We start from the raw sequence: 26,555 nt of genomic DNA on the forward strand, positions 1-26,555 counted from the left end.
ACCCCGGCGCTGGGGGGACCGCTTATCGGCAATCCCGCCTACGGGATTGAGGCATCCCAATGCCGACGATTAGCGGGGGCTTGCCCGCGTCCCGAACCTTGGACTCAAGGTGCGGGAAACTAGGGCGCGTGAACAGCGTGAACCGGAGCGGGCGTCCCGTTCAGGGATGCCAGGCGCCCTAGTTTCCCGCACGTTGAGTCTGTCGCCAAGACAGATCAAGGTGAAGGGACGCTCGCCTTTCCAGGGCACGAAACGGCGTTCAGACGGGGCGAGTGAGCGCGCTTTCGTCCAGAAAGCGAAAAGGGAACGGTGACTAGCTGTTCGACCTCCCTGTGCGGCCCGGGGCGCATGGGGGGCCGCATATAGGTCTCGTCGCTATACGTGGTATCACCACAACTGGAGATACCACATGGGAAATAGCGATAGCCGTGAGGTAGCACGGCACTCAGAACAGAAAGTGCTCAAGTCGTTGCACAAGTTTGGCTGGCTCCGGACCCGAGACCTTGCCTCATTGCATTGGATGCCCAGGGTAAAGGGTGGAGGGGACTTCCGCCCCATCGTGATTGAGGTCACCAACTCGGCACGGCGTATGGCTCAACGAACGCTGCGACGCTTGAGGCAGCAGAACAAGGTGCTGTCCATCAAAGCGCCAGACGGTAGCCTGATCTACGGGCTGGCCGAGGCAGGTGTCCGCCAGTTGCAGGACATGGGCATACCGGCAAAGTCCGGCAAAGACATCGTGCGGCGAGTGAGCTTGTCGTTCTTTCATCATCGTCGGCTTGCCAACGAAATCACCATCGGAGCGCTGCTCCAGGGCTACCGAGCAAACTCTGAGCATGAGATTGCCAGTGGTGAGTGGCTGGGCGGCAATGAGGGTATTGAAGGCAAGAAGCCGGATGCGTTGGTGCGCAACGGTAAAGAAGTCTGGTGGGTGGAGGTGGAGCGCAGCCGCCGCAACGAGAGGGATTATGAAAAGCTGCTCAGCTGGCTAAAGAAAATCTGGGCGCCGGCACGGGGCAAGGATATTCCTGTAGATATGCCGGGTGGATACAAGTTGCAGAAAGTTGTGTTCGTCTCCAACACCCCGTTCATAGAGCGAGTCTGCGCTGACTTGCGTCATGCGGGTTGGACAGACGCCTTGATCTCACAAAGGATTTTTGCGGTTCGGTTGCTATACGTTACAGAGGCCAAATACATTCTTATTGAGTCGAAGTCAGATGGAGCCGGCTCTGATTTCTAATGGCACTGATTCAGACTGCGGCAGACCCGCTGCGGCCCCCGAGCCGGCTACTCGGGGTTCCCTTCTTTGTTCAATCCTTCATCCGGATTCGCAATGTGTTTACGTGGGCGCCCTCGTTTGGGCAATGAGTGACGATTGGGGTTGATGCTTAATGTTGGACCCCTCAGTGTGTGAATCATGGCGAATGTCCCATGCCACACAATACGTTCAACCACGGCAGTCAGGGCGGCGGCTAATCTGTAACGTTCCTCAACCGCAACCTTATCGTTCACTGCCGCCGCCACATTGACAGCGAACTCCCTCCCCCATTCCGGTGGTTTGAAGGGTAAGACAGCCAAGGCTTCCCGGGCTGCAATGACTTCTGCCTCAGCTTGTGTTCTTTCCTTCTCGACCTTAGCCAGTCGGCTAATTACGAGCGGGTTATGACCACTCTCCTCAATGGCGGCAAGCAGTCGCTCTGATCTTGCTTCTATATCTTTAACCTTTGATTCGGCCAGAAACAGCGTCTCACGCTTCGCCGCTACAGTCGCATTGGCATCGAAGGTGTCGTGCTCTACTTGTGCAATAGCGGCAATAACTGGTCCAGTTAATGCCGCTTCTGGAATGGAGGGGCACTGAGTAATGCCTGCTATCCGGTCCATACAGTAATAGCGTGCAGTGCCCCGGCCAGACGGAGATTTCCTTTGCATCCGCTTTCCGCAGGAGCAGTAAACAAGACCCGAAAAAATGTCTGCCCTGATACCTTGCATCCGTTTTGGACCTTGGCGGGTTGAGATGGCTGCTTGTGCTTTATGCCAGAGTTGCTCATCGATAACCGCAGGGAAATAGTGCAATACCGGATCTCCATCTGGGACCAGTTTTCTGGCAACGACTCGGTGTGGCTGCCATTCCCCTAAGACCCGTCTGTCACGCAGTAATCGGCTGATAGCGGTGTGCTCCCATGCATCGCTTGCATTCCGCCTGCCTCGCCAAGGTCTTACCCATCCTTCATTATTTGCGATTCTGGCTATCGCTATCCCACCTAAACCGCCGGCCGTAAGAGCGAAAACCTGTCTAACTGATTGCGCTTTATCTGGGTCCAAATCCCAACCGGAGCGGTCTGCCCGAGGGATAACCCAGCCCGGTCCATGCATTATTGAAACGACTGGCAGACCGTTTTCTCGTTTGCTTTGAAACTTCTGGCTGACACGTTTCGCCTTAGTCGAACTCTCTTCGTTAGCCCTGGAGAACAGCACTACAGACAATAGAAAGGAGTGGAAATCGTTGATGGTCTCGTTGTTCCATTCATACCCATCAATCATGGATACCACCCTGATGCCCGCCCTGACGATCGATGTCAGTAACCCCGAAGCCTCCGGAATGGCATTGCGTGAAAGCCTGTCAAGACTCTCCACCAAGAGGATGGAGCCCTTGGGGACGTGCCCAGTCTCTACGGCACGCAGGAACCCGGACAGGGCACCCCTCGAAACGTTGTCGCCCTTGTAGGCAGATATGCCAAGATCAGATAGTGCCAACGACTCATCAAGCTCTAAGTCATGCTCAATGCACCAACGCCTAGCACTATCGATCTGACGTTGCAGACTGTGTCCCGACGCCTGACGCCGAGACGAAAACCGACGATAGGAATAAACACGTGGCTTGTCCATGGCCACGGAATATATCAGGTATTTTGTCGGATTGATTACCAGATCGCCACGCCGGGCATTGCCGCCAAGGCCCGGTCCGCCAGAGTTTACAAGGACCAGCGTTTCTCAGACCACGCCCCCCTGATCGTGGACTACGACCACGAACTGTAGAGAGGCGGGGCGGGCGTCAGTCCTCGCGCCGGAATTCCCCTTCTATGACATCGTCGTCCCGGCGGCCGTCGGGGCGATGGGCCCCACCGGGCGTGTAAGCGCGCCCCCCTTCAGGGTGCGGACCAGGCCCCGGACGATAGGCGGCGGCGGGCTGGGAGGGGCGGGGCAGGCCCGTCGTGAGCAACAGCAGCAGGCCCAGCACATCGGTGATGGGGCCTGGGAAGATCAAGAGCAGGCCGGCGAGGAAGCGGCGGCCTGCTGTCCACATCACGCTGAAGGGGTCCCGGCCGCTGGTGGTGGCCTGGACGAGTTCAGGCATGAAGCCGGTGCCGGCGCTGCGGATCAGCCAGCCCCCGGCCAGGGCGGCGCCCAGCAGCCAGAGGAAGGTGCGCAGGCCGCCGATTTCTCCTGCCACCAGGGCTATTCCTACTATTTCCAGGGCCAAAAAGGCCACGGCTATAATCCCGATAAAACCAAACCTCATCCGATCCCTTTCATCCTATTCCCGTGCCAGAAACCCTGCTCGTCCTAACCAATCTGCCTGATGCGGATGCGGCCCGTCGCCTGGCGAGGGGATTGGTGGAGACGCGTCTGGCGGCCTGCGTGAATGTGCTGGCGTCCTGCCGGTCCTTCTACATATGGGAAGGCGCCTCCCGGGAAGATGGGGAGGTTCCCCTGTTCATCAAGACCACGGCGAAACTTTACCCCGCCGTGGAGGCCTATATACAGCAGCACCACCCCTACAACCTGCCGGAGATCATCGCCTTGAGGATCGAGGCGGGGCTTCCGGACTATCTGCGCTGGGTTGCCGACACGACCAACCCCCAGGCGTCCACACTGGCCTGAATGGAGCTTTCATGCCTCAAGCATTTGTGCATCGATTCGTAACTCCCCTGATTTGTCTGCTGGGCCTGCTGGCGGTTCCCGCCCAGGCGGAAGAGGATCTGCTGGAGCCGGAGAAGGCTTTCCAGTTCTCCGCCCGGCAGAAGGAGCCCGGCCATGTGGAGGCGCGATTCCAGATCGCCAACGGCTATTACCTCTATCACAGCAAGTTCAAGTTCTCCGCCGACAACGGCGTCAAGCTGGGTGCGCCCTCCATGCCCCCTGGCAAGGTCAAGCAGGACGAGTTCCTGGGCAAGGTGGAGACTCATCGCGGCGACCTGCGGGTGCGGATTCCCGTCACCGCCAGCGGTGCCAGCAGCTTCAACCTCAAGGCGGAGTTCCAGGGCTGCGCCGACGTGGGGGTGTGCTACTCGCCCCAGGAGGCCACTGCCGCCATCATGGTCATCCCCGTTGCGGCGGCGGCCAGCGTTCCGGCCGAGCCCGCATCCTCCCAGGCCCAAAGCAGCGAGGCCCTGGCCCGGCTGAAGAACCTGGCCTCTTCCTTCGGCGGGGACGAAGAACCGGAGTTCCTGTCGCCTGAGGAGGCTTTCCAGGTGGCCGTGGCGCCGCGCCAGGGTGGGGGGCTGGAGGCCCGCTTCAGCGTGGCGCCCCAGTACTATCTCTACAGGGACAAGATCCTCTTCAAGGTCACCGACCCCGCCGGGGTCACGGTGACGGGCCTCGACCTGCCGCCGGCGGACGAGAAGGAAGACCCCAACTTCGGCAAGACCTACGTCTACCACAACGCCTTCGCCGTGGGCATCAACCTGGCGGGCCTGCCCGCCAGTACCCAGCACCTCAAGCTGGTGGCAGAGCACCAGGGTTGCAGCGAGAAGGGCATCTGCTACCCGCCCCAGGAGACGGAAATGGACGTGGACCTGACGGCCATGCCCGTGGTCGCAGAGGCCACCCCCGCCGCCGAGGCCCCATCGCCGGCCGCCACCGACACGTCGGAGAGCGGACGCATCGCCCAGATTCTCCAGGGGGGAAATTTCTGGGTCATCATCGCCAGCTTCTTTGGCTTTGGCCTGCTGCTGTCCCTGACGCCCTGCGTCTTCCCCATGATCCCCATCCTGTCCGGCATCATCGTGGGCCGGGGCCAGCACATGACCAAGGCCAAGGGCTTCAGTCTGTCCCTGGCCTACGTGCTGGGCATGGCCGCCACCTATGCCATCGTCGGCATCATCGCCGGCCTGTCGGGCACCCTCATCTCCAACGCGCTGCAGAACCCCTGGGCCCTGGGCACCGGCGCGGCCATCTTCGTCGCCCTGGCCCTGTCCATGTTCGGCTTCTACGAGCTGCAGATGCCCAGCTTCCTGCAAAGCCGCCTCACCGAGGCCAGCAACAAGGTGCCGGGCGGCCGCTTCGGCGGCGTGTTTGCCATGGGGGCCCTGTCCGCCCTCATCGTGGGTCCCTGCGTGGCCGCGCCCCTGGCCGGCGCCCTGCTCTATATCAGCCAGACCGGTGACGTGGTGCTGGGGGGCGTCTCCCTGTTTTCCCTGGCGATGGGCATGGGCGTGCCCCTGCTGGCCGTGGGTCTCTCCGCCGGGGCACTGCTGCCCAAGGCCGGCGCCTGGATGGAGGCGGTGAAGAAGTTCTTCGGCGTGGCCCTGCTGGCCGTGGCCATCTGGCTCATCTCGCCGCTGCTCTCGGCGGTGTTGAACATGGCCCTGTGGTCGGCCCTGCTGATCATCTCCGCCATGTACCTCCACGCCCTGGAGCCCCTGGCGGTGAACGCCAAGGGCTTCGCAAGATTCTGGAAGGGCGTGGGCGTCATCTTCCTGGTGGCGGGCATCGCCCTGCTGCTGGGGGCCCTGGGCGGCAGCAGGGACCTGCTCCAGCCCCTCTCGGTGTTCCAGGGCGGTCCGGCCGGCGCGGCGGAATCCAAGCCCCACCTGGCCTTCAAGCGGGTCAACAACGTGGCTGAACTGGACGCCGCCGTGGCCGCCGCCAACGGCAAGCCGGTGATGCTGGATTTCTACGCGGACTGGTGCGTGTCCTGCAAGGAGATGGAGCGCTTCACCTTCTCCGATCCCCAGGTACTGGATCGACTGAAGGACGTGGTGCTGCTCCAGGCGGACGTCACCGGCAACACCGCCGACGACAAGGCCCTGCTGGCCCGATTCAAACTGTTCGGGCCCCCCGGCATCATCTTCTTCGATGCCCAAGGCCAGGAAGTCGCCTACCGTGTCGTGGGCTATGAAAAGGCCGAGCAGTTCCTCGCCAGCATCGACAAAGCTCTGCCGTGATTTCCCGGCGCGCCTTGCTGATCCTGTCCCTGGTGGCAGCGGGGCTGGCCACCACGTCCTGGATAACAGGCCAGCGAGCCCGGCAGCAGGGATCCGCCACGCTGGGGGCGCCCGCCGAAGTGGACATCTCCGGCGTATGGAACGCCACCCTGCCGGACCTGGTCCGGCAGAACCAGCCCCTGAATCAATGGCTGGGCAAGGTGACGGTGCTGAATTTCTGGGCCCCCTGGTGCCCGCCCTGCCGCAAGGAGATTCCGGGTTTCATCCGCCTGCAGCAGCGCCTCGGCAGCCAGGGGCTGCAGATCGTGGGCGTGGCCCTGGATGAAGCGGAAAAGGTCCAGGCCTATGTGGACGAGACCGGCATGGACTACCCCATCCTCCTGGGCGGGATGAAGGCGGTGGAACTGGGCCTGGCCGCGGGCAACCGCCTGGGGGGGCTCCCCTATACGGTGGTGTTCGACCGCCGCGGCAAAGCCGTGGCCACCCTGGTGGGGGAGGTGGCTGAGGAGCGCCTGGCCGGCATCGTCGAGCCCCTGCTGTGAGCGCCACGGTCGAGGCCCCCGCCCCCGCATCGGGCACGGCCAAGCCGGCCAAGCCGTCCCGCACCCTGCTGGCCGCCGCCGGCCGTGCCATCGGCGACTACGCCATGATCCGGGACGGGGACCGGGTCCTGCTGGGACTGTCCGGCGGCAAGGACAGCCTCTCCCTGCTGCACATCCTGCTGCATCTGCAAAATAAATCTCCGGTGAAATTCGAATTGGCCTGCTGCACCGTGGATCCCCAATCGCCGGAGTACGATCCCTCCCCCCTCAAGGCCTACATGGCCGAGCTGGGGGTGCCCTATTTCTATGAGTCCCAGCCCATCGTCGAATCCGCCGCGGAGCACATGAAGGGGGATTCCTTCTGCGCCTACTGCTCCCGTATGCGCCGGGGCATCCTCTACCGCATCGCCCGGGAGCAGGGCTACAACGTGCTGGCCCTGGCCCAGCACCTGGACGACCTGGCGGAAAGCTTCCTGATGAGCGCATTCTTTGGCGGCAAGTTGCGCACCATGCAGGCCCATTACCTGAACGACGCCGGCGACGTGCGGGTCATTCGCCCCCTCGCCTACGCCCGGGAACGCCAGACCCGGGACTTCGCCGTCCACGCCGGGTTGCCGGTGATCCACGAGAATTGCCCCGCCTGCTTTTCCATGCCCATGCAGCGCTTCCAGATGAAGGGTCTGCTGGCGGAACAGGAGAAGCTGCATCCCCAGCTTTTCGCCAACCTGCTGGCCACCATGCGGCCCTTGATGGCGGTGCAAACTTGCCCCCCTCCAACACCGGGGGAGTGGCTGGGTGAGAAGGAGGAGCCTTTGCATGATCAAACGTCGCTGCCTCACCCAGACCCTTTCCCGGAGGGAGAGGGGACTACCCCATGAGCACCTATGTCATCGGCGACATCCAGGGCTGCCACGAGGCCTTCCTTGAATTGCTCCAGACCGTGGACTTCGACCCGGCCAGGGACAAGGCGTGGATCACCGGCGACCTGGTGAACCGGGGCGAGGATTCCCTGGCGGTGCTGCGCTGGTGCATGGCCCACGACCATGCGGTGGTGGCGGTGCTGGGCAACCACGATCTGCACCTGCTGGCGGTGGCCGAGGGTTACGTGCCGCCCCATCGCAAGGACACCCTGGAGATGATCCTGGGGGCGCCGGACCGGCAGGAAGTCCTCGCCTGGCTGCGGCACAGGCCCATGGTGCATCGCCAGGGAAACTGGCTCATGGTCCATGCGGGCCTGTCGCCGGACTGGAGCGGGGACGACGCCGAGATACATGCCCGGGAACTGGAAAACGCCCTGCGGGGGGCCAGGTGGAAGAAATTCCTCAAGCACATGTATGGCAACGAGCCCCGCCGCTGGAACCCTGCCCTGGAGGGCCAGGACCGGCTGCGCTTCCTGGCCAACGCCTTCACCCGTACCCGCTACCTGCACCGGGACGGCAGCCTGGAGTTCCAGCATAAACTGGGCCTCGGCACGGCGCCGCATGACCTGACCCCCTGGTTCGATTTTCCCGGTCGCAGGAGCACGGACGTGCGTGTGCTCATGGGCCACTGGTCCACCCTGGGACTGCTGGTGCGGGAAGACGTGGTGGCCCTGGACACGGGCTGCCTGTGGGGCGGTACCCTGACCGCCTTCAGGCTGGATGACGGACGGTGCTTCCAGGTGCCATGCCAGTCCCGGCATCGGCCCCACGAATGACCGTTTCTGCCTGGCGCGCCAGATCCCGGCGACCCAGTCCGTCCTGGTTGGGGATCACCGGCAGGAATTCCACCTCCACCACCACCCGATCCTGACGGGCGACGCGCCAGAGGGATTCGGCCAGGGTCATGCCGCCGTAATAGGCCGCCGCCTCGCTGTGCCCGCCCCGGCTGTCCAGGTAGCGCAGGCGCACCGGCCAGATCTGTGCCTGGGCCTCCACGGCAGGCTGGAACAGGGAAGGATAGAAGGGCAGCACGGCGGTGCCGTCCGAGGTGGTGCCTTCCGGGAACAGGGCCAGCAGTTCTCCGTCCCGCAGATGCTGGGCCATGAGTTGGTTGACCCGCAGCGCATCGGATTTCTTCTCCCGCACCAGGAAGACCGTGCCCACCTCCTCCGCCAGCCAGCCGATGACGGGCCAGCCCCGCACCTCCGCCTTGGAGATGAAGCGGGTCGGCAAGAGGCTATGGAAGACGTGGATGTCCAGCCAGGACACGTGGTTGGACACCAGCATGGCACCTCCGGCGCGGACCGCCGGGGGGCGCCCCCGGGAGACCACCTGCACGCCCAGAATAGCCAGCATCTTCGCCGCCCAGCGGGTAACGCGCCGGCCTCGTTCGGTCTCGTCCAGGTGGGGAAACAGCAGCAAAATGGTCAATACACCGGCCATCAGGTGGCCGGCCAGGCGCAGCAGCTTGAGAATCGCCAAGGGCCGGATCGCTTATTGCCGGGTGACCCGGGCCTGGCCGCCGGATTCCAGCATCCGTACCCGATCGCCTCTGGCGAAGGTCTCGCCGGCATCTTCCTGCACCACGGCGATGGTGCGGCCGGAATCCAGGCGCACGACGATTTCGACCCCGGTCTTGCGCGTGGTCACCTCTTCCGCCGCCGCGCCCGCCATGCCTCCGGCCACGGCGCCCAGCACGGCGCCCACGGCGGAACCCTTGCCTCCGCCCACGCTGCTGCCAGCGATGCCGCCGATGGCACCACCCGCCACTGCGCCCACGCCGGATTCCGTGCCTTCCAGGCGAACCTGGCGCACGCTCTCCACCACGCCCATCTTCACCTCATAGACGCGTCGGGCCTCCGTACGCTCGTAGTCGCCGCTGCCCAGGCCGCTGGCGCAGCCGGTCAACACCGCGACCGAAAGTGCCGGGACCAGCATCAAAACGAAATGCTTGCTCATCTTCAACTCCTCAAAGTCCATAGCCATATTCTGCCTTGAACCGGTCCGCGACCTCATCCCAGGTAAAGCTGTGGTTCTGGCCCCCCCGCTGGGCAATCTTGATGGCCCCCAGCAGCCCTGCCAACCGCCCACAGGTGGGCCAGTCATAGCCTTTGTGCATACCCACCATAAGGCCCGCGCGGTAAGCATCACCGCAACCAGTGGGGTCCACCACCGCCTCGGGTTTTGCCACCGGTACCTCATGCACCTGGCCATCGGCATAAATCCTGGACCCTTCTCCGCCCAGGGTAACGATTAACGCACGCACCTGCCTGGCCATCTGTTCCAGGGTTTGACCCGTCCGTTCCTGCAGGAGTTTCGCTTCGTAGTCGTTGCAGGTGAGATATTCCGCCTGGCGGATGAAATCCAGCAGCTCCTCGCCGTTGAACATGGGCAGTCCCTGGCCCGGGTCGAAGATGAAGGGAATGCTTGTCTCGGCGAATTGGCGGGCGTGGTCCAGCATGCCCTGGCGCCCGTCCGGGGAGACGATGCCAAGCCGGATGCCCTCCGTACTGCCCACCTTGTTGCGGTGGGCCGAGTTCATGGCCCCGGGATGGAAGGCGGTGATCTGGTTGTCGGCCAGGTCCGTGGTGATGAAGGCCTGGGCGGTGAAGGTGTTGGGGATGTGGTGGATGTGGCTCTGTTCGATGCCCAGGGCCTTCAGGCGTTCGGCGTAGGGGGCGAAGTCGTCCCCCACCGTGGCCATGATCACTGGCTCGCCCCCCAGCATCTTCATGTTGTAAGCGATGTTGCCGGCGCAGCCCCCCCATTCCCGGCGCATATCCGGCACCAGGAAGGCCACGTTCAGGATATGGATCTGGTCCGGCAGGATGTGGTTCTTGAAATGGTCCTTGAACACCATGATGGTGTCGTAGGCCATGGAACCGCAGATGAGAGTGCGCATGGGCTTTTCCATAGGGGATAAAGCCTGCATTTTGGCGCCGGGGCGGGCAAAAAAACAGGCCTGCTCAAGGCGGGCCGGGGAGGCGGGCTTCGTTAACGTCGCGCAAGCGACTCTCGAAGCTCCCCTTGCCCCCTTGCGGGAGAGGGGGTGGGGGGTGAGGCGGGGGTTTCGCGGAGCATGTTCCGCGCCCGGCGAACGGCCCCGGCATGCAGTCCGGGGTGTGCCCTGCAAGGGAGGGGAGCGGGTATGGCTTTCATGCGTCGGGGTGTCTTTTCAAAGCCATGCCCGTTGGAGCCTACGGTCGCACGCTATCGATGAGCAGCTTCACGTCCTTGGCGCCCACCTTCACCATCTTGATGCTGCCCTCCAGATCACCGGGTGCGCCCTTCACATCGCCGGACTTGGCCACCCGGGCAATGAGGGTGACTTCCTTGAACTTGGACAATCGGCTTTCCGGGTTCATGGCCAGGCTGTCGTTCAGTTCGAATTCCAGAGGGAAGGCGTTGGCAGGGCCGCGGATGGCCGCCACGGGGGCACCGCTGGTACCGCCGCGGGCGAACAGGAACACCACGTCCTTGTCGCTCACCTTGGCCTTCAGGGCAGGGGCGATGTCCACGACGCCGCTGATGGTGGCGCCCGCACCATCCTTGGTCTGGTCCGTGCCCTGGGCGGACAGATCATCCATGCCGGAAAGGGTGCTCTTGATCATGCCCTCGGCCTCCTGCTGGGCGGCCAGGACGTCCTGGGCGTAGGGCGATTCCGGTGGCAGCTGCTTATAGAGCTGCTTGAAGAAATAGATCGCCTTGGCGTAGTTCCTTTGCTGGTAATTGCCGATGGCGGACAGTTCCAGGCCCTTGATGTCATTGGGGTCCTTCTCCAGGGCCTTTTGCACCAGTTCCATGGGCTTGCCCTCCAGCACCCGGTTGTTGCTGATGGCCAGGGCCTCGGCATAGCCCGTCATGACGGCGGGTTCATCAGGGCGCAACGTGAGGGCCTTTTCCCAGGCTTTGAGGGCTTCTGGCCAGTGGCCGACGGCGGAGTAGGTCTTGGCCAGGATGGACCAGGCCTGGGCGTCGTTGGGATCCTGGCGGGTCTTTTCCTCCACCTGCTGGATCATCTTCATGATGTCGTGCTCGCCCTGCACCGCATTGGGATTGGGGTTGGCCTGGGCATCGGCGATGGCCGTGAGGGCGGCGGGATTGCCCATCAGGAAATAGAGGCCGAAGGCGGCGGCGGGGAGCAAGGCGGCCAGGGAGAAGCCCACCTTGCGGCTTCCCGAGGCTACCGGCATGACATCCTGTGCATCCTTCGCCAGGGCGTCTTCCGCCAGGCGGGCCTCCAGTTCCAGCTTGGCCGTCTGGAACTGATCCTCCGAGAGCAGGCCGTTGGCCCGGTCTGAGTCCATTTCTTTCAACTGGTCACGGTAGACGGCGATATTGATGTCGCGGCGGCCCGCCTTGGCCTCAGCGGTTTTTCTGCGCAGCAGGGGAGGGAGAACGAATACCAGGGCCACGGCAACGCACACCACGGCGGCGACCCAGAACAGGGAGACGGTCCAGAAGGGGGTCATGACAATCCTATTTCTCTTGCAACAGTTTTTCGGCGGCGGCGAGCTGTTTCTCATCCACCGGAATTTCCTTGAGGGCACGGCGTTTTTTCAGGGTGGCATACCAGACGCCGACGCCGATCAGCAGGAACAGCAGGGGTCCCAGCCAGAGCAGGTAGGTCACGGGCTTGAAGGGGGGCTGGTAGAGCACGAAATCACCGTAGCGGGCGATGAGGTAATCCAGCACCTCCTGGTCGCTCTTGCCCGCCTTCATCTGCGTCCGGATCTCCCGACGCAGGTCCTCGGCCAGTTCCGCGTGGGAACCCGCCAGGGATTCGTTCTGGCACACCAGGCAGCGCAAGTCCTCCGACAGCCTGATCATGCGCTGCTCGATGACCGGGTCCTCGGCGTTGGGGGCGGCCTCGCCGGCGAAGGCGGGCAGGGCACAGGCCAGCAGGAAGGTGAAGATCCAGTGCTTCATGCGCCCAGCTCCTTCAGTTTCGGCTCGAATTTGTTCTTCCACACCTCCGGATCGATGGGGCCCACGTGCTTCATGCGCACGATGCCGTCCCGGTCGATGACATAGGTCTCCGGTGTGCCAGTGACGCCGTAATCAATGCCCACTTTGCCGGACAGGTCGTCCGGCACCGCCACATAGGGACTGCCATGCTGGGCCAGGAGCTGGGCCGCCTCCCGGTCCTTGTCCTTCCAGTTCAGGCCGACGATGGGCACCGCCCCGCCCTGGGCCAGGGCCATGAGCACGGGATGCTCCTGTCGGCAGGACACGCACCAGGGCGCCCACACGTTCATGACCCACACCTTGCCTTTCATGTCCGCCGGGCTGAAGGTCACGGCCTCGTTCCCCACCACGGGCAGGGTGAAGGCGGGGGCGGGCTTGCCGATGAAGGGAGAAGGCACCTCACGGGGGTTGAGGAACAGGCCCTTGGCGAAGAACCCCACCAGGACGAAGAAGACAATGACGGGCAGCCACCTTTTCATGTCCAGGCCTCCTGCTGCATCGCCCCCATGAAGGCCTTTCCCCCACGGCGGGCGATGAGCGTAGCGAGTCGGGTCATCATGTCATACTCCTTGGGGCGCGGCCCCGGCGGGGATGGTGGACCGGCGCAGCGCGATGCGGTAGCGGCGGTCGGAGGCCGCCAGGAACCCGCCCACCACCAGGAACAGGGCGCCGAACCACAGCCAGTTGATGAAGGGTTTGTGGAACACCCGCACCGCCCAGGCGCTCGACTGATCGTCCAGGGGCTCGCCCAGGGCCACATAGATGTCACGGAAGACATTGGGATGGATGGACGCCTCGGTCATGGGCATGCCGGAGGCGTTGTAGATGCGCTTCTCTGGATGAAGGGTGGCGATCTTGCGGCCGTCCTGGCTCACCTCCACCGTGCCCCGGGCAGCGCGGTAGTTGGGGCCGGCCCGTTCCGTGGTGCCCCGGAAGGTGAAGGTGTAGCCCGCCAGTTCGGTGTAATCGCCCACGTTCATGCGCACGTCTCGCTCCTGCTGGTAGTTCGCCACCACGGTGATACCCGCCACACCCAAGGCCAGGCCCAGGTGGGCCAGTTGCATGCCCCAGAAGGCCCGCGGCAGGCTGCCGAGCTTGCCCATCATGCTGCCCTGGGCGTGCTTGAGGCGATCCATGAAGCCCACCATCACGGTGAGGGCGACCCAGATGGAGAGGACGAACCCCAGCACGGCCCAGGGGTTGAAGCCGTCCAGGGTGAAGGGCAGCAGGAAGCCGGTGGCCACGGAGACGGCCAGGGCCCATTTCAGGCGGCTGATCATGTCGGGCAGGCTGGCTTCCTTCCAGCGGGCCAGGGGTCCCACGCCCACCAGGAACAGCACTGGCGCCATCACCGGCACGAACACGGCGTTGAAGTAGGGCGGGCCGACGGAGATCTTGCCCATGCCCATGGCGTCCATGAACAGGGGGTAGAGGGTGCCCAGCAGCACGGAACCCAGGGCGGCCAGGAGGACCACGTTGTTGGCCAGCAGCAGGGCTTCACGCGAGAACCAGGTGAAGGCGCCGCCGGTGATCATCTTGGGGGCGCGCCAGGCATAGAGGATCAGGGAGCCGCCGATGACCACCGCCAGGAAGCCGAGGATGAAGCTGCCCCGGGCCGGGTCCGTGGCGAAGGCATGCACCGAGGACAGCACGCCGGAACGCACCAGGAAGGTACCCAGCAGGGACAGGGAGAAGGCGGTGAGGGCCAGGAGCACGGTCCAGGCCTTGAAGGCGCCGCGCTTTTCCGTCACCGCCAGGGAGTGGATCAGGGCGGTGCCGGCCAGCCAGGGCATGAAGGAGGCGTTTTCCGTGGGGTCCCAGAACCACCAGCCGCCCCAGCCCAGCTCGCGATAGGCCCACCAGCTGCCCAGCACGATGCCCAGGGTGAGGAAGGCCCAGGCCACCGTGGTCCAGGGCCGGGACCAGCGCGCCCAGGCCGCGTCCAGCTTGCCGGACATCAGGGCGGCGATGGCGAAGGCGAAGGCCACGGCGAAGCCCACGTAGCCCATGTACAGCATGGGCGGGTGGATGATCATGCCCCAGTCCTGCAGCAGGGGGTTCATGTCCCGGCCGTCCACGGGGGCGGGCACCAGGCGCTCGAAGGGGTTGGAGGTGGTGAGCAGGAAGGCCAGGAAGCCCACGGACACCAGGCCCATGATGCCGATGACCCGGGCCACCATATCATCCGGCAGGTGGCGGGAGAACACGGACACGGCGGTGGTCCAGAAACCAAGGATCATCACCCACATGAGCATGGAACCCTCGTGGGAGCCCCAAGTGGCGGTGAGGCGGTAGATCTCGGGCAACTGGGAGAAGGAGTTGCGTGCCACGTTCTCCACGGTGAAGTCGTTCGCCAGGAAGGACCAGGCCAGACAGGCAAAGGCGATGATGACGAAGACGAACTGGCCCTGGGCCGCCGGCCGGGCCACGGCCATGAGGGTGAGGTTGCCCCGCTGGGCCCCCACCAGGGGCAGTATGGCCTGGGTCAGCGCCAGCAGCAGGGCAACGATGAGGGCGAAATGGCCTAATTCGGGGATCATGCGGGTCTCCTGTGTGGTCGGGGCGCGGCCATCGGCTGCGCGTCCCTGCCATCTTTACTGTTGTAGGGTTTGTTGGGCCTTCGCTGCCTGTTCCAGGGCGTGGGCGGCCTCGGGCGGCATGTAGTTCTCGTCATGCTTCGCCAGCACCTGGGTGGCGGTGAACAGGCCGTCGGCGCCCAGCTTGCCCTCCGCCACCACGCCCTTGCCCTCCTTGAACAGGTCGGGAAGGATGCCCTTGTAGGTCACGGGGATGGCCTTGGCGGTGTCGGTCACCACGAAGCTCACGGTGAGGCCGTCGGCTTGCCGTTTCACGCTGCCGTCCTCCACCAGGCCGCCGATGCGGAAGGCCCGGTCCGTGGGGGCCTTGCCTTGCGCCACTTCCGTGGGGGAGAAGAAGAACACCAGGTTGCTCTGGAAAGCATTCAGGACCAGCGCGGCGGCAATGCCGATGCCCGCCAGCGCCAATACGATGACCACCAGTTTCTTGTGCCGCGATTTCATTGCTCTTCCCATTGCTGCATGCGCTTCAGGCGACGGCGAGTATCGCCGGCGGCGCGTTTCAATAACATGATCTCTATCAGGATGCAGGCCACGGTGACGCCATAGGAACCCCAGACGTAGAAGCCGTAGCCCCCCATCGCCCAGAACTCGGACCAGCTTGCCCACTCCATCTCAGTCCCCTTTTTCCAGGATCGCCTTCACCCACTCGGTGTGCCGCTCCCGCTCCAGGATGATGCGACGCACCCGAACCAGGGCCACGGCGATGGTGTAGAACCAGGCGGCGAAGGCCATGACCAGCATGCCCTGGAGCATGATGGCATCCATGCTGGTGCCGCTGGGCTTGATGGTGGCACCCTGGTGCAGGGTGTTCCACCACTTCACCGAGAAATAGATGATGGGCACGTTGATGGCGCCGATGAGGGTCAGCAGGGACCCGGCCCGGTCGCCCCGCTTGATGTCGTCGATGGCGGCCCACAGGGCGATGATGCCCACGTACAGGAACAGCAGGATCAGTTCCGAGGTGAGGCGGGCGTCCCACACCCACCAGGCGCCCCACATGGGCTTGCCCCACCAGGCACCGGTCCACAGGGCCACGAAGGTGAACATGGCACCGGTGGGGGCCAGGGCCCGGGCCATCATGAAGGACAGGCGCGTGTTGAAGGCCAGGCCGATGGCGCCCCAGAAGGCCATGACCAGATAGATGAACATGGACATCCAGGCTGCCGGCACGTGGATGAAGATGATGCGGTAGGCCTCGCTCTGCTGGAAGTCCGTTGGGGCCATGAAGAAGGACACATAGAACCCCCACACGGTGAGGAGGCCCGCGCCCCATCCGAACCAGGGAATCAGCTTGCCGGCGAGTTGATAGAAAGTGGCGGGGGAGGCGTAGGTATAGAGGTTCATTCCATGGACACACGTAAGGCAGCGGCGGCGATCCAGGGTGCAATCATAAGGGACAGCACCAGGAACGCGCCCAACAAAGACAAGTGAGCCTCGGCTCCAGTTCCCGCCATGACCCCATCCACCGCGCCTGCGCCGAAGATCAGGGCGGGCACGTACAGGGGCAGGATCAGCAGGGTCAGCAGCACGCCACCGCCCCGCAGGCCCAGGGTCAGGGCGGCCCCCACACTGCCGAGGAAGGAAAGGATGGGGGTGCCCAGCAGCAGGGACAGCTCCAGCACAAGGATCGCCTCGCCGCTCAGGTTGAACTGGAGGCCCAGCACGGGGGCGATCATGAGCAGGGGAATGCCGTAGATCAGCCAGTGGGCCAGGGATTTGCCCAACACCAGCAGCACCGTGGGTTCCGGCGACAGGATCATGTGTTCCAGGCTGCCGTCACGGTGGTCGTCGGCGAACAGCCGGGACAGGGACAGAAGGGACGCCAGGGTGGCCGCCACCCACAGCACGCCGGGGCCGATACGGGCCAGCATTTCCGGCTCCGGGCCCACGCCCAGGGGGAACAGGCTGGCCACCATGACGAAAAAGAACTGGGCGATGAGCCAGTCCCCCCGCCGGCGGGCGGCCAGGGTCAGGTCACGGCGCAGAACGGCCATCAGGAAACGATGCATGTCCCCTCCCTAGCCCTGCCCCGCATTTGGGGGAGGGGTGGGTGGCAAGGGGTTATGTGATAAGGGTTTGGGTGATAAGGGCTGGGTGGCGTCCGGGATGGCCACGCTGCCCACCAGCAGGCGCTGCACGGGCATGCCTTCGAGATTGAGGGCCTGGTGGGTGGTGGCCACCACCATGCCTCCCGCCGCCAGATGGTCGCGAATCAGCCCCTCCATGAGGGCCACGGCATGCACGTCCAGGCCCGTCAGGGGCTCGTCCAGGATCCACAGCGCCGCGTCCGCCAGCAACAGGGCGGCCAGGGCCACCCGACGGCGCTGGCCGAAGGACAGCACGCGGCAGGGCAGGTCCAGGCAACGTCCCAGGCCCAGGCGCTCCAGCATGGACAGTGCCCGGGCCTCGTCGAAGGCCCGTCCCTGCAGGCCGTCGGCGAAGCGCAGGTTTTCCACCGGATTGAGGTCGTCCTTCACGCCATTGGCATGGCCCAGGTACATCATTTCGCCATGGAAGGATTCCCGCTGCTTCTGGATGGGCTCGCCCCGCCAGCGGACTTCCCCCGCCTCGGGGCGCGCCAGGCCGGTCAACAGGCGCAGCAGGCTGGTCTTGCCCTGTCCGTTACCCCCCTGCACCAGCAGCAGTTCCCCCGCCTTCACGCTGAAGTTCATGGCCTTGAACAACAACCTGTCGCCTCGGGCGCAGGCAAGATCATGGACTGAAAGGGTGGGTGTGGTCATATCGGGAGCGGGCATGGAGCCCGGCGAGAATACCTGTAAAACAGGCACCGAACAAAAGCGGGCCTTCAATAAAAAAGGGGCGGATCACTCCGCCCCTTTCTGCTAGCCGCCGGATGCTTACTTGGCGGCGGTCTTGGTGGCTTTCAGTTTGGCAAGTTCTTCCTTGATCAGCTTGATGCCGGCCTGGGAAGAGTCGATGGAGCGGGTCAAGGACTCGCGCGCCACGTCCGGGTTGTGGAAGCCGTCGGAGTTCTCGGCGGTCCACCATTCCCAATACAGGTTGGCGTCATACTGCAGGTCGTAGACCTTGTCCAGGACCTCGGCGGATACACCGGCTTCCTTGGCCTTCATGATCCAGTCGATGAACTCGGCCAGCCAGAATTCGGCCTTGGTCATCTTGCCGCGGATGTAGTTCTGGATGGCTTCCAGATGGTACTTGGCATCCTTCTCGGTCCAGTCCTTGTGGCAGCTCAGGCAGGATTCCTTCAGACGATAGCGCGGCGACATCTGCTGGTGGCTGGTGGTCACCTTGCCGTTGGCGTGCTTGATCTTCGTCATGTGGCAGTCCTTGCACTCCACGCCGGCACGCTCGTGCTTGGAGCCCCAGAAGGTCTCCATTTCCGGGTGCTGGATCTTGGGCAGCAGGGCGCCGGTGGAGGCGTGCTTGAAGTCCTTGAACTTGAACTGTCCCACCATCTTGTCCTTGTAACCCAGCACGTTCACCCAGGTGAACAGGTTGGTGCGCGGGTCGGACATCTTCACGTAGTACTCCTTGCCCTTCTCGGCACAGTCGTAGCCGGGACCGCAGTTGTACTCCACGTGGCACTGGGCGCACATGATGTTGGAGTCGGACTTGGACAGCATGCCGATGGCGCGGAAGTCCTTGCCATTGCGCTGGAACACGACCTTCTCCATCTTGGTCTGCTGGCTCTTCACCGGGTCCTGGGGATAGGTGCCTTCCTTGCGGTCCACCACGGCTTCGATGAGGGCGTCACGCACCACGCGGGGCTTGGCGGAGTGGGGGTCATGGCACATGAAGCAGTTCAGGGGATGGTTCACGCCGCGGGCGAATTCCACTGGCTTGGAGGAGCGGTTCCATTTCGCGGCGGGGTTCTCGTCACCCTTGTAGGCCCAGTCCAGGATGTGATCCTGGGTCTTGCAGTTCATGCAGACCGGGTTTACCGCCGTGGCGCTCTGGCGCATGAAGGACTTCTGGTCGGAGGTGCTGGGCTCCTTGTCAACAATCACGTTCCAGGCGCCGTTGGCTGCCAGTTCCGCCTTGTTGATGTAGGTCCAGTCCTTGAACTTCATGCGGCCGCCGAAGGCGCGGTCCACGGCCCACTGGTCCACCAGCATGAAGGCGTGGGAGCGGGGCTCGGCATGCTCCTTGGTAAAGCCGTAGCCTTCCATGAGCTTGTCGAACAGGGGCGAACGGGACTTGAAGCTCGCCTTCTCCACCCGGGCGTGGGAGTCATAGTTGGTCTGCACAAAGGTGTTGTACTGCTCCACGTGGCAGGTGGCACAGGCGCGATGGTCCTTGCTGGTGCCGGGACGGGTGCCCATGTCCTTGTTCTTCGCCGTCTTCAGGTGCTCCACGGCGTCATGGCAGTGGGCGCAGTTGACGGTGGCATGGCGGCTGTCGGCGTGGAACTCCTCGATGTTGTCGTGGCAGGAATAACACTTCTTGGCATCCACCGGTTTGATGGGGGGCGCCTTCTCGGGGGCAGGCGGGGGCAGTTGCGGCTTGGGTATATCCACCGCCGCATTCACGCCGATGGCGAACAGCGCGGCGCCAAGGCCCAGCGCAATCCGTCCCAGCATAGTTCCGATCTTCATGGTCTATCTCCTTGTTTTCTTCACGTGTACGGCTGCTGCTTGCTTATGCGGCTCGACTCAGGTGTTGAGCCAAGCCGCGTGGCTGAAACACTGCTTCCTTTCTCACTCGCTTCATCGAGCCTCCTTTCCAAAGGTGGTTATCAGATAAACGCATCCGCCATGACGTTGCGCAGCCAGCCGTCGGCGTACTCGGCCTCCAGCTTGCGATAGATGGCGGGCACGGGGGACTTGTCCGGCATGGTGACGGGGGAAATGCCGCTGCCGGCCGGGATGTACTTGAAGGTGCCGTTCTCCACCCGGTACAGGTGGGCCACCGAGATGCCGTACTCATCCCCCACCACGCTGTAGCAGGTGTTGGCATAGTAGGGCTGGGGCGTGGGCAGGCCGTTCACCTTGGCCACGATGGCGGCCGCCGCCACCTTGGCCTGGGTCATGGCGATGTGGGCCGACTTGGGCATGTCGAAGGCGGCGTTGGGGTTGCCGTAGGTGGACATCTCCCCCGCCACGCAGGAATCCCCGATGGTGTAGATGTTGGGGTCCACGGCGCTGGCCATGGTCATGGGCACCACCTTGCACCAGCCCTGCTCGAAGTTGTTGCCCGTCTCACCCGTCAGGCCGGCGGCCACGGCAATCTTGCCCGCCTTGTGCGGCGGGATGATGTTGAGCACGTCCGCCTTCACGTCGACAAAGTCGGAGGATACGGTCTTGGTCTTGGCGTCCAGCTTGTTGATGGCGCCGCCCTCGGCGCCCTTGACCCATTCGATCATGCCGTTGGTGCCCAGGCCTTCCTTCTCCCAGCCGTACATCTTGGCCCAGGCCTGGTTGAACAGGCCTTTCTTGGAGTGGCTGTCGTTGGCGTCCAGGATGATGACCTTGGACTTCTTCTTGCCGTGGTGCTGGAAGTAGTTGGCCACCAGGGAGGCCCGCTCGTAGGGGCCGGGGGGGCAGCGGAACGGGCCCTTGGGCACGGTGATGACGAAGACCCCGCCGTCGGGCATGGCTTCCAGCTGCTTCTTCAGGAGCAGGGTCTGGGCACCGGCCTTCCAGGCGTGGGGGATGTCGTTGATCATGGATTCGTTGTAGCCCTCGATGCCCACGTAGTGGAAATCGACGCCGGGGGCCATGACCAGGGCATCATAGGGCAGGGTCTTGCCGCCCTTGGTCATGACGACCTTCCTGGCCCGGTCCACACGGGTGACGTAGTCGTGCAGCACGTTGACGCCGCGCTTCTTAAGCCCGTCATAGCCCACCGTCAGGGTGCCGATGTCACGGTGGCCCACCATGACTTCGTTCGACAACGGGCAGGAGACGTAGAGGGCGTTCGGTTCGATGAGGGTGACGTCGATGCGGCCGTCCAGCAGCTTGAGGTACTTGGCGGCGGTGGCGCCGGCATAGCCGCCGCCAATGACCACGACCTTGGCCTTGGCACCGGCCCGGGCAATGGAGGGAAAGGACAGGGCGGGCGCGGCAGAGACCGCGGCAAAGGCCTGGATGAACTGACGACGATTGATCTGGCTCATTTCTCTTCCTCTCTCACTTGCTATGGGCACCGTGGAACTTGGCGGCGGTGGCCACATCGCCTTCTTCCATCTTGCGGGCGTTGCGGGTCATCTTCTTGTGGGTCATCTGGAAGCCTTCATCCCGGTACTTCAGGAGTTCCAGTTCCATGTACTTGGCCCATTGGCCGGCCAGCATGGGGGTGTCCGCGTCGTCCGGCTGGCCGCCGGTGGCGCCGTGACAGGTCTCGCAGCGCTCGGTGACTTCCTTGCCCTTGGCCAGGATGTCGGCGGAGACGCTCTGGGCCGCCGGCTTCCAGGGCAGCTTGGAGTAGTACTGGGCCAGGGCGGCGATCTCGTCGTCGGTGTAGCCCTTGATCAGGCGCGTCATGTTGGCGGAGGCCCGGGCCCCCGTCTTCCATTCCGTCATGATGTTCTTCAGGTAGCTCTCGGACAGGCCGGCGATGGAGGGCATGGACAGGCCCACGCTCACACCGCCCGTGCCGTGGCAGTTGTTGCAGGTCATGGCCAGGCCTTGGACGTTGTCCACGGCCAGCGCGGGGTGGGCCGCGCACAAGCTGGCGGCCGTAAGGGCATACATGACGGCTTTCTTCATTGTCTCCTCCAGGCGGGACGGTTGCCGATGGTTTGATTGCGGACCGGATGGGTAAATCACCCTAATCCGGGAGGGCCATAGTACTGATGGCCTACTTGCCATAACTTGATGGCCATCAAAATTTTTTGAATTACATACACTCGTATCTTCAATAGGCTACCTGGGGAATCACATCCAGAATGTCATGGGTGTCCCGGTTTACCAGGATCACGTCGGCGCCCAGGACCAGGCGGGTGTAGGGGCCGCTCAAGTAGGGCAGATGCTTGTCCAGGGCGTCCGGCAGGCGGGTGGGGCGCAGGCCGGTATCCAGCTTGTCACCGGGCTTGACCCGCTGGGCGGGCATTTCCCGGCGGGGGCCACGCCGCTCGCCGGCATAGTAGTCGGTGATGAGCTTGCGTTCCCCGTCGCTGAACTTGGGCCCGCTGGGTGCGGATGCCGCTTGGTCCGTGGGCGCACTAGCGCAGCCCAAGGCGAAGAGGACGGGCACTGCTATGACAAATGCGCGGCGATCCATGGTTCAACCCTCCTGAGTGTGGGGTTGACTTTCTATCAAAGCCTTTTGTGTAAAACTTTGATGGGCATCAACAAAGGCCTTGAAAGTTGGAACGCATGGGTACGCCTCACCGGCTGGATGCCCCAGGCCGGATGTCGCGTGTGCGGGGGAGGCTTAGCGGGTGGGCACTGCCAGGCGGGACATGTAGTCGCTCACCGCTGCCAGATCGTCATCGGAGTAGTGCCTGATGAGCCGCACCATCTCCGGATGGGAGTTGCGCCGCCCCTTGTCGCGGCTCTCCCTGGACTCTCTCAGCAGATAGGCGTAGTGCTGGCCCGCCACCCGGGGGTAGAACCTGGCGCCGTCCCCTTCCCCATGCTTGCCGTGGCAGGACGCGCAGTCCCGCTCATAGAGATGCCTGCCCAGGTCCAGCAGGCGGCCGCTGCCCTTGCCATTGCTGGCCGGCACCGGCAGGGTGTAAAGGTAGGCCGCGATGTGGGCGATGTCCTCGCCGGGCACCACCTCGCTGGTAATGAAGGGATGCATCCTGGGGCTGTCCCGCCGCCCTGCGCGCACATCCAGCATTTGCTTGATGATCACGCTGGGATGCTGGCCCGCCAGTTGCGGATAGCCCGCTTCCGCCTTGCCGGAGGCATCGGCCCGGTGGCAGCCGCGACAGATCACGTAGGCTTCCTGGCCCTTGGCCGGGTCCCCCCTGGCAGCCAGCAGCTGGACCATATCCGCGTCGGAGTGGGTCGCCTGGGTCGACGGGGCAGCGGCCTGGGCAGGCAAGGCAACGAATACCGTCAAGGCCAGATGGATCAGGGTGGATTTCATGGGTGTTCCCTCACTTCAGACTGGCCATGTATTCGGCCACGGCCTCGGCCTCTTCCTTGGTCAGGCGCTCGGCGATGGTGCGCATCACCTTCACGCCATTGCTGCGCTTGCCCGAGGCATACTGCTTCATCTGGTCTAGCGCATAGGCGGCATGCTGGCCGGCCACGCGGGGAAATTTCTTTGAGCCTTCGCCGTTCTCCTCATGGCAGCCGTCGCAGGAAGGCACGCCGGACTTGGTGTTACCCTCCAGGTAGATGCGTTTGCCCAGGGCCAGCAATTCGGGCCTGGCCACCGTGCCGGGGGTGGGTTCCTGTGCTGCGTAATAGGCGGCCAGTTTGGCCATGTCTTCCGTGGTGAGTGTCGCCACCATGGGCACCATGACGTCGCTTTGGCGACGTCCTTCCTTGTAGTCGGTGAGTTCCCGCAACAGGTATACCTGTTGCTGTCCAGCCAGCTTGGGAAAGTCCGGCACCTTGCTGTTGCCGTCCGCGCCATGGCAGCCACCGCAGGTTTCCGCGGCCAGTTGCTGCAGCTTCGCATCGGGCGGTCCGGATACCACCGTGGCCCCATAGCCGGCCCCGGCGATCGCCATCAAGAATGCCAGCCAGGCCTTGTACCTGCTCCGATTCAGATTCATCATTTATCCCCTTGCGCCTGCCCGATCACCTAGGGCGAAACATTAAAAGCATTCAGGGTCCGGCACTGGGGAATCCGCGTGGAAATTGACGCACATCAAGAATGGGGCGCATGGATTCTGGGCATGAAAAAGGCGGCCGTGGCCGCCTTTGCTTTCATGCTGGGGCTTTGGTCAGACCGAGTCCTGCACGGAGGCGTGGCTGGCCATATGGTTACTGCTCTCCAGCCACTTCTTGATGCGGTTGGCGTCACCGATGCGGCTCCATTTGCCCCAGGAATCCAGCAGCACGATGATCACCGGCTTTTCGGAAATCCTGGCCTGCATGACCAGGCACCGGCCCGCCTCGTTGATGTAGCCAGTCTTGGAAATGCCGATGTCCCAGTCATGGTTGCGGGTCAGGGCGTTGGTGTTGTGGAAGGCCACCTGGCGGGTCACTTCCCGGGTCACCCGACGGATACGGCCGTCCTCCCTGATTTTCACCACCCGCTTGGCCGGCAGGCCCACGTCGTAGGCACCCGTGCTGGAAATGTCCCGGATCATGGGGTAGCGGTAGGCGGCATCCACCATCTTCACCAGGTCAGCGGCGGTGGCGCGGTTGTTGCTGTTGAGGCCGGTGCCGTCCACGAAGCGGGTTTCCTTCATGCCGATGGCGCGGGCCTTGTGGTTCATGGCGGCGATGAAGGCGTCACGCCCGCCGGGGTAGGCCCGGGACAGGGCCGAGGCCGCCCGGTTCTCCGATGCGATTAGGGCCAGGTGCATCAACTCGCCCCGGCTCAGCGTTGTGCCCAGGGCGAGCCGGGAACTCGTGCCCTTGAGCCGATCCACGTCTTCACTGGAGATGGTGATTTCATCGTCCATGGACAGGCCTGCGTCCAGGGTCACCATGGCGGTCATGAGCTTGGTGATGGAGGCGATGGGGGTGGGTATGTCCACGTTCTTGGCGTAAAGCGCTTCGCCGGTCTTCTGGTCCACCACGATGGCGGCGCCGGAACGCAAGTCCAGTTCCGTAGCACCGGAGGCGTTGGCGCTGGCCGCGCGCAGGGGGGTCATGGCCCGGGCCACCGCCTTGCCGCGCTTCCTGGATTTCAGCTTTTTCTTTGCCTTGGCCTTGATGCGGGACTTGGCCTTGCTCTTCAGCTTCTTGCCGCTTTTCGCCTTCGACTTCGACTCGGATGAATGGGATTGAGTCGAAGACGAACTTGAAGAGGCCTCGGCCACGGTCACATCCACCATGGGCCCTGCCAGAAAGGCCATCAAAGTGATGTATAGCAGAGACTTCTTCATGACTGTTACTGGACCCCGCTGTAACTTGTTCTGTCGGAATTATCGGCCATTACCCAACAAACTTTAGAAGTCACTTTAACTTTTTTCCAGTGTTTTGCCACAGATTTCCACGAGGTATTTCAACGGCGTCCCCCCAATATACCTTCCAGGGATTTCATCAGGTCCGCGGGCAACACCACGGTGCGGCTGCCCTGGCCGGCCGACATGTCCTTCAACGCGGCAACGTATTTTTCCCCCAGCAGGTAGTAGGCGGGCAGTTCCTTGTCGGCAATGCCGTCGGCGATGCGGCGGATGGCCTCGGCGGAGGCCTCCGCCAGGCGCACCTGGGCTTCGGCGTCCCGCTTGGCGGATTCCAGGCGGGCTTCCGCTTCCAGGATGGCGGCCTGCTTGTCGCCTTCCGCCTTGGTCACCGTGGCCTTCCGCTCCCGCTCGGCGGCGGCCTGCATCTCCATGGAACGCTGCATGGTCACCGAGGGCTTGATGTCCTGGATCTCCACCGACTTGATGGTCAAGCCCCAGTCCGCCACGTCGTCGGAGATGGCGGCCTTCAGCTTGGCCTTGATCTGGTCCCGGCTGGACAGGGCCTGGTCCAGGTCCATGTCGCCGACGATGGCGCGCAGGCTGGTCTGCACCAGGTTCATCACCGCCATCTGGAAATTGGTGATGCCGTACACCGCGTTCTGGGTGTCCGTCACCTTCACGAAGGCGATGGCATTGGTCACCAGCACCGCGTTGTCCCGGGTGATCACCTCCTGCTCGGGGATGTCCAGGATCAGGTCCTTGGTGGTGACCTTGTAGGCCACGTTGTCGATGTAGGGCACCAGCACGTGGAGGCCGGGCATGATGGTCTTCATGTACTTGCCCAGGCGCTCCACCACCCACTCCTCCCCCTGGGGCACGATGCGCACGCCCTTCCACAGGGTGACGAAGACGAACAGCAGCAGAATGACCGATACGATTTCACCACCCATCACAACCTCCTAGAGTTTTACAACTTTCAGGGTCTGGCCCAGCACATCGACAATCTTCGCCTTCTCACCGGCGGCGATGGGCGCATCCGCCACCGCCGGCCAACGGTCCGAGCCCAGTACCGGGCGCTGGAACATCATCTCCCCCTCGCCCATCTCCGGAATGGCCCGGGTCACCAGGCCGGTGACCCCCAGCACGCCTTCCTTTGCCTGTCCCGCGTGGGTGCGGTCCGGGTTCTTGAAGAACTTCAGCCACACGCCGGTCATCAACAGGGATGCGACGGCCCAGCCCAGCACCTGGGCGGTGAAACCCAAGGGCAAGACTGCCACCACTGCCCCCATGAGCAAGGCCCCCAGGCCGAACCACATGAGGAAGAAGGTGGGCGTCAGCATCTCGATGCCGATCAGCACCATGCCCAGGACCACCCAATGCCACCAGACCAGTTCCAT

29 protein-coding genes are annotated in these 26,555 nt (G+C 63.6%); 6 read left to right on the forward strand and 23 right to left on the reverse strand.

The window, feature by feature from the left end; all coding sequences use genetic code 11:
- Window positions 1-409: 409 nt before the first annotated feature.
- The gene (locus tag H6935_11230; GenBank protein ID MCP5278918.1) at window positions 410-1,240 is read left to right on the forward strand and encodes a replication-relaxation family protein; all 831 of its coding nucleotides are present in this window, start codon (window positions 410-412) and stop codon (window positions 1,238-1,240) included.
- Window positions 1,241-1,287: 47 nt separating this feature from the next.
- On the opposite strand, the gene H6935_11235 is transcribed toward H6935_11230, so the two are convergent.
- The gene (locus H6935_11235) at window positions 1,288-2,892 is read right to left on the reverse strand and encodes a recombinase family protein (GenBank protein MCP5278919.1); all 1,605 of its coding nucleotides are present in this window, start codon (window positions 2,890-2,892) and stop codon (window positions 1,288-1,290) included.
- A 160-nt stretch (window positions 2,893-3,052) separates the two neighbouring features.
- Window positions 3,053-3,490, reverse strand: coding sequence for an FxsA family protein (locus H6935_11240; protein MCP5278920.1), 438 nt, complete (start codon window positions 3,488-3,490; stop codon window positions 3,053-3,055).
- Window positions 3,491-3,543: 53 nt separating this feature from the next.
- Here H6935_11240 and H6935_11245 point away from each other — a divergent pair, with 53 nt between their 5' ends.
- The 5 genes from H6935_11245 to H6935_11265 all read left to right on the forward strand — a co-directional run bounded on the left by H6935_11245 (window position 3,544) and on the right by H6935_11265 (window position 8,405).
- Entirely contained in the window at window positions 3,544-3,882 is a 339-nt protein-coding gene (locus tag H6935_11245) for a divalent-cation tolerance protein CutA (protein MCP5278921.1), read from the forward strand.
- An 11-nt stretch (window positions 3,883-3,893) separates the two neighbouring features.
- Window positions 3,894-6,167, forward strand: coding sequence for a protein-disulfide reductase DsbD (dsbD, locus tag H6935_11250; protein ID MCP5278922.1), 2,274 nt, complete (start codon window positions 3,894-3,896; stop codon window positions 6,165-6,167).
- Complete coding sequence (locus H6935_11255) at window positions 6,167-6,709, forward strand: TlpA family protein disulfide reductase (protein ID MCP5278923.1); 543 nt, start codon at window positions 6,167-6,169, stop codon at window positions 6,707-6,709. Before dsbD ends, H6935_11255 begins: the two co-directional genes overlap by 1 nt.
- Before the next feature lie 104 nt (window positions 6,710-6,813).
- On the forward strand, window positions 6,814-7,587 hold the full coding sequence (locus tag H6935_11260) for a tRNA 2-thiocytidine biosynthesis protein TtcA (protein ID MCP5278924.1): 774 nt from the start codon (window positions 6,814-6,816) through the stop codon (window positions 7,585-7,587).
- Window positions 7,584-8,405 carry a symmetrical bis(5'-nucleosyl)-tetraphosphatase gene (locus tag H6935_11265; GenBank protein ID MCP5278925.1) on the forward strand — a complete coding sequence of 274 codons (822 nt, stop codon included), beginning with the start codon at window positions 7,584-7,586 and terminating at the stop codon, window positions 8,403-8,405. The genes H6935_11260 and H6935_11265 overlap by 4 nt, the downstream gene beginning before the upstream one ends.
- Here the strand turns inward: H6935_11265 and H6935_11270 are convergent.
- The 21 genes from H6935_11270 to H6935_11370 all read right to left on the reverse strand — a co-directional run bounded on the left by H6935_11270 (window position 8,341) and on the right by H6935_11370 (window position 26,555).
- On the reverse strand, window positions 8,341-9,111 hold the full coding sequence (locus H6935_11270) for a 1-acyl-sn-glycerol-3-phosphate acyltransferase (GenBank protein ID MCP5278926.1): 771 nt from the start codon (window positions 9,109-9,111) through the stop codon (window positions 8,341-8,343). The genes H6935_11265 and H6935_11270 overlap by 65 nt on opposite strands.
- Window positions 9,112-9,123: 12 nt before the next feature.
- Entirely contained in the window at window positions 9,124-9,588 is a 465-nt protein-coding gene (locus H6935_11275) for a glycine zipper 2TM domain-containing protein (protein MCP5278927.1), read from the reverse strand.
- 10 nt (window positions 9,589-9,598) lie between these two features.
- Window positions 9,599-10,531, reverse strand: a complete 933-nt coding sequence (locus H6935_11280; GenBank protein ID MCP5278928.1) for a carbohydrate kinase family protein — start codon at window positions 10,529-10,531, stop codon at window positions 9,599-9,601.
- Between the two features lie 295 nt (window positions 10,532-10,826).
- Window positions 10,827-12,101: a c-type cytochrome biogenesis protein CcmI gene (ccmI, locus tag H6935_11285; GenBank protein MCP5278929.1), complete on the reverse strand. Its 1,275-nt coding sequence runs from the start codon at window positions 12,099-12,101 to the stop codon at window positions 10,827-10,829.
- Window positions 12,102-12,108: 7 nt separating this feature from the next.
- Window positions 12,109-12,558: a cytochrome c-type biogenesis protein CcmH gene (locus tag H6935_11290; GenBank protein MCP5278930.1), complete on the reverse strand. Its 450-nt coding sequence runs from the start codon at window positions 12,556-12,558 to the stop codon at window positions 12,109-12,111.
- On the reverse strand, window positions 12,555-13,076 hold the full coding sequence (locus tag H6935_11295; protein MCP5278931.1) for a DsbE family thiol:disulfide interchange protein: 522 nt from the start codon (window positions 13,074-13,076) through the stop codon (window positions 12,555-12,557). Before H6935_11295 ends, H6935_11290 begins: the two co-directional genes overlap by 4 nt.
- Before the next feature lie 81 nt (window positions 13,077-13,157).
- Window positions 13,158-15,137: a heme lyase CcmF/NrfE family subunit gene (locus tag H6935_11300; protein MCP5278932.1), complete on the reverse strand. Its 1,980-nt coding sequence runs from the start codon at window positions 15,135-15,137 to the stop codon at window positions 13,158-13,160.
- 54 nt (window positions 15,138-15,191) lie between these two features.
- Window positions 15,192-15,638: a cytochrome c maturation protein CcmE gene (ccmE, locus tag H6935_11305; GenBank protein MCP5278933.1), complete on the reverse strand. Its 447-nt coding sequence runs from the start codon at window positions 15,636-15,638 to the stop codon at window positions 15,192-15,194.
- Window positions 15,635-15,808, reverse strand: a complete 174-nt coding sequence (gene ccmD, locus H6935_11310) for a heme exporter protein CcmD (GenBank protein ID MCP5278934.1) — start codon at window positions 15,806-15,808, stop codon at window positions 15,635-15,637. Before ccmD ends, ccmE begins: the two co-directional genes overlap by 4 nt.
- Window position 15,809: 1 nt before the next feature.
- Window positions 15,810-16,541, reverse strand: coding sequence for a cytochrome c biogenesis protein CcsA (gene ccsA, locus H6935_11315; GenBank protein MCP5278935.1), 732 nt, complete (start codon window positions 16,539-16,541; stop codon window positions 15,810-15,812).
- Window positions 16,538-17,206: a heme exporter protein CcmB gene (gene ccmB, locus H6935_11320; GenBank protein ID MCP5278936.1), complete on the reverse strand. Its 669-nt coding sequence runs from the start codon at window positions 17,204-17,206 to the stop codon at window positions 16,538-16,540. The genes ccsA and ccmB overlap by 4 nt, the downstream gene beginning before the upstream one ends.
- A 9-nt stretch (window positions 17,207-17,215) precedes the next feature.
- A complete protein-coding gene (gene ccmA, locus H6935_11325; protein ID MCP5278937.1) occupies window positions 17,216-17,938 on the reverse strand; it encodes a cytochrome c biogenesis heme-transporting ATPase CcmA in 723 nt (240 codons plus the stop codon).
- A gap of 117 nt (window positions 17,939-18,055) precedes the next feature.
- Entirely contained in the window at window positions 18,056-19,759 is a 1,704-nt protein-coding gene (locus H6935_11330; GenBank protein MCP5278938.1) for an ammonia-forming cytochrome c nitrite reductase subunit c552, read from the reverse strand.
- Between the two features lie 155 nt (window positions 19,760-19,914).
- A complete protein-coding gene (locus H6935_11335; protein MCP5278939.1) occupies window positions 19,915-21,294 on the reverse strand; it encodes an FAD-dependent oxidoreductase in 1,380 nt (459 codons plus the stop codon).
- A 13-nt stretch (window positions 21,295-21,307) separates the two neighbouring features.
- Window positions 21,308-21,886 carry a c-type cytochrome gene (locus H6935_11340; GenBank protein MCP5278940.1) on the reverse strand — a complete coding sequence of 193 codons (579 nt, stop codon included), beginning with the start codon at window positions 21,884-21,886 and terminating at the stop codon, window positions 21,308-21,310.
- Between the two features lie 148 nt (window positions 21,887-22,034).
- Window positions 22,035-22,400, reverse strand: a complete 366-nt coding sequence (locus H6935_11345; protein MCP5278941.1) for a hypothetical protein — start codon at window positions 22,398-22,400, stop codon at window positions 22,035-22,037.
- Window positions 22,401-22,553: 153 nt separating this feature from the next.
- The gene (locus H6935_11350; GenBank protein ID MCP5278942.1) at window positions 22,554-23,216 is read right to left on the reverse strand and encodes a c-type cytochrome; all 663 of its coding nucleotides are present in this window, start codon (window positions 23,214-23,216) and stop codon (window positions 22,554-22,556) included.
- Between the two features lie 10 nt (window positions 23,217-23,226).
- Window positions 23,227-23,808, reverse strand: coding sequence for a cytochrome c4 (locus H6935_11355; protein ID MCP5278943.1), 582 nt, complete (start codon window positions 23,806-23,808; stop codon window positions 23,227-23,229).
- Window positions 23,809-24,024: 216 nt separating this feature from the next.
- Window positions 24,025-25,086 (reverse strand): serine hydrolase, encoded by a 1,062-nt coding sequence (locus H6935_11360; GenBank protein ID MCP5278944.1) that lies wholly within the window; start codon window positions 25,084-25,086, stop codon window positions 24,025-24,027.
- 170 nt (window positions 25,087-25,256) lie between these two features.
- On the reverse strand, window positions 25,257-26,108 hold the full coding sequence (locus tag H6935_11365) for an SPFH/Band 7/PHB domain protein (GenBank protein MCP5278945.1): 852 nt from the start codon (window positions 26,106-26,108) through the stop codon (window positions 25,257-25,259).
- Window positions 26,109-26,117: 9 nt separating this feature from the next.
- Window positions 26,118-26,555, reverse strand: a complete 438-nt coding sequence (locus tag H6935_11370; protein MCP5278946.1) for an NfeD family protein — start codon at window positions 26,553-26,555, stop codon at window positions 26,118-26,120.

The sequence above is a fragment of the Thiobacillus sp. genome, from assembly GCA_024235835.1.
Lineage (GTDB): Bacteria > Pseudomonadota > Gammaproteobacteria > Burkholderiales > Thiobacillaceae > PFJX01.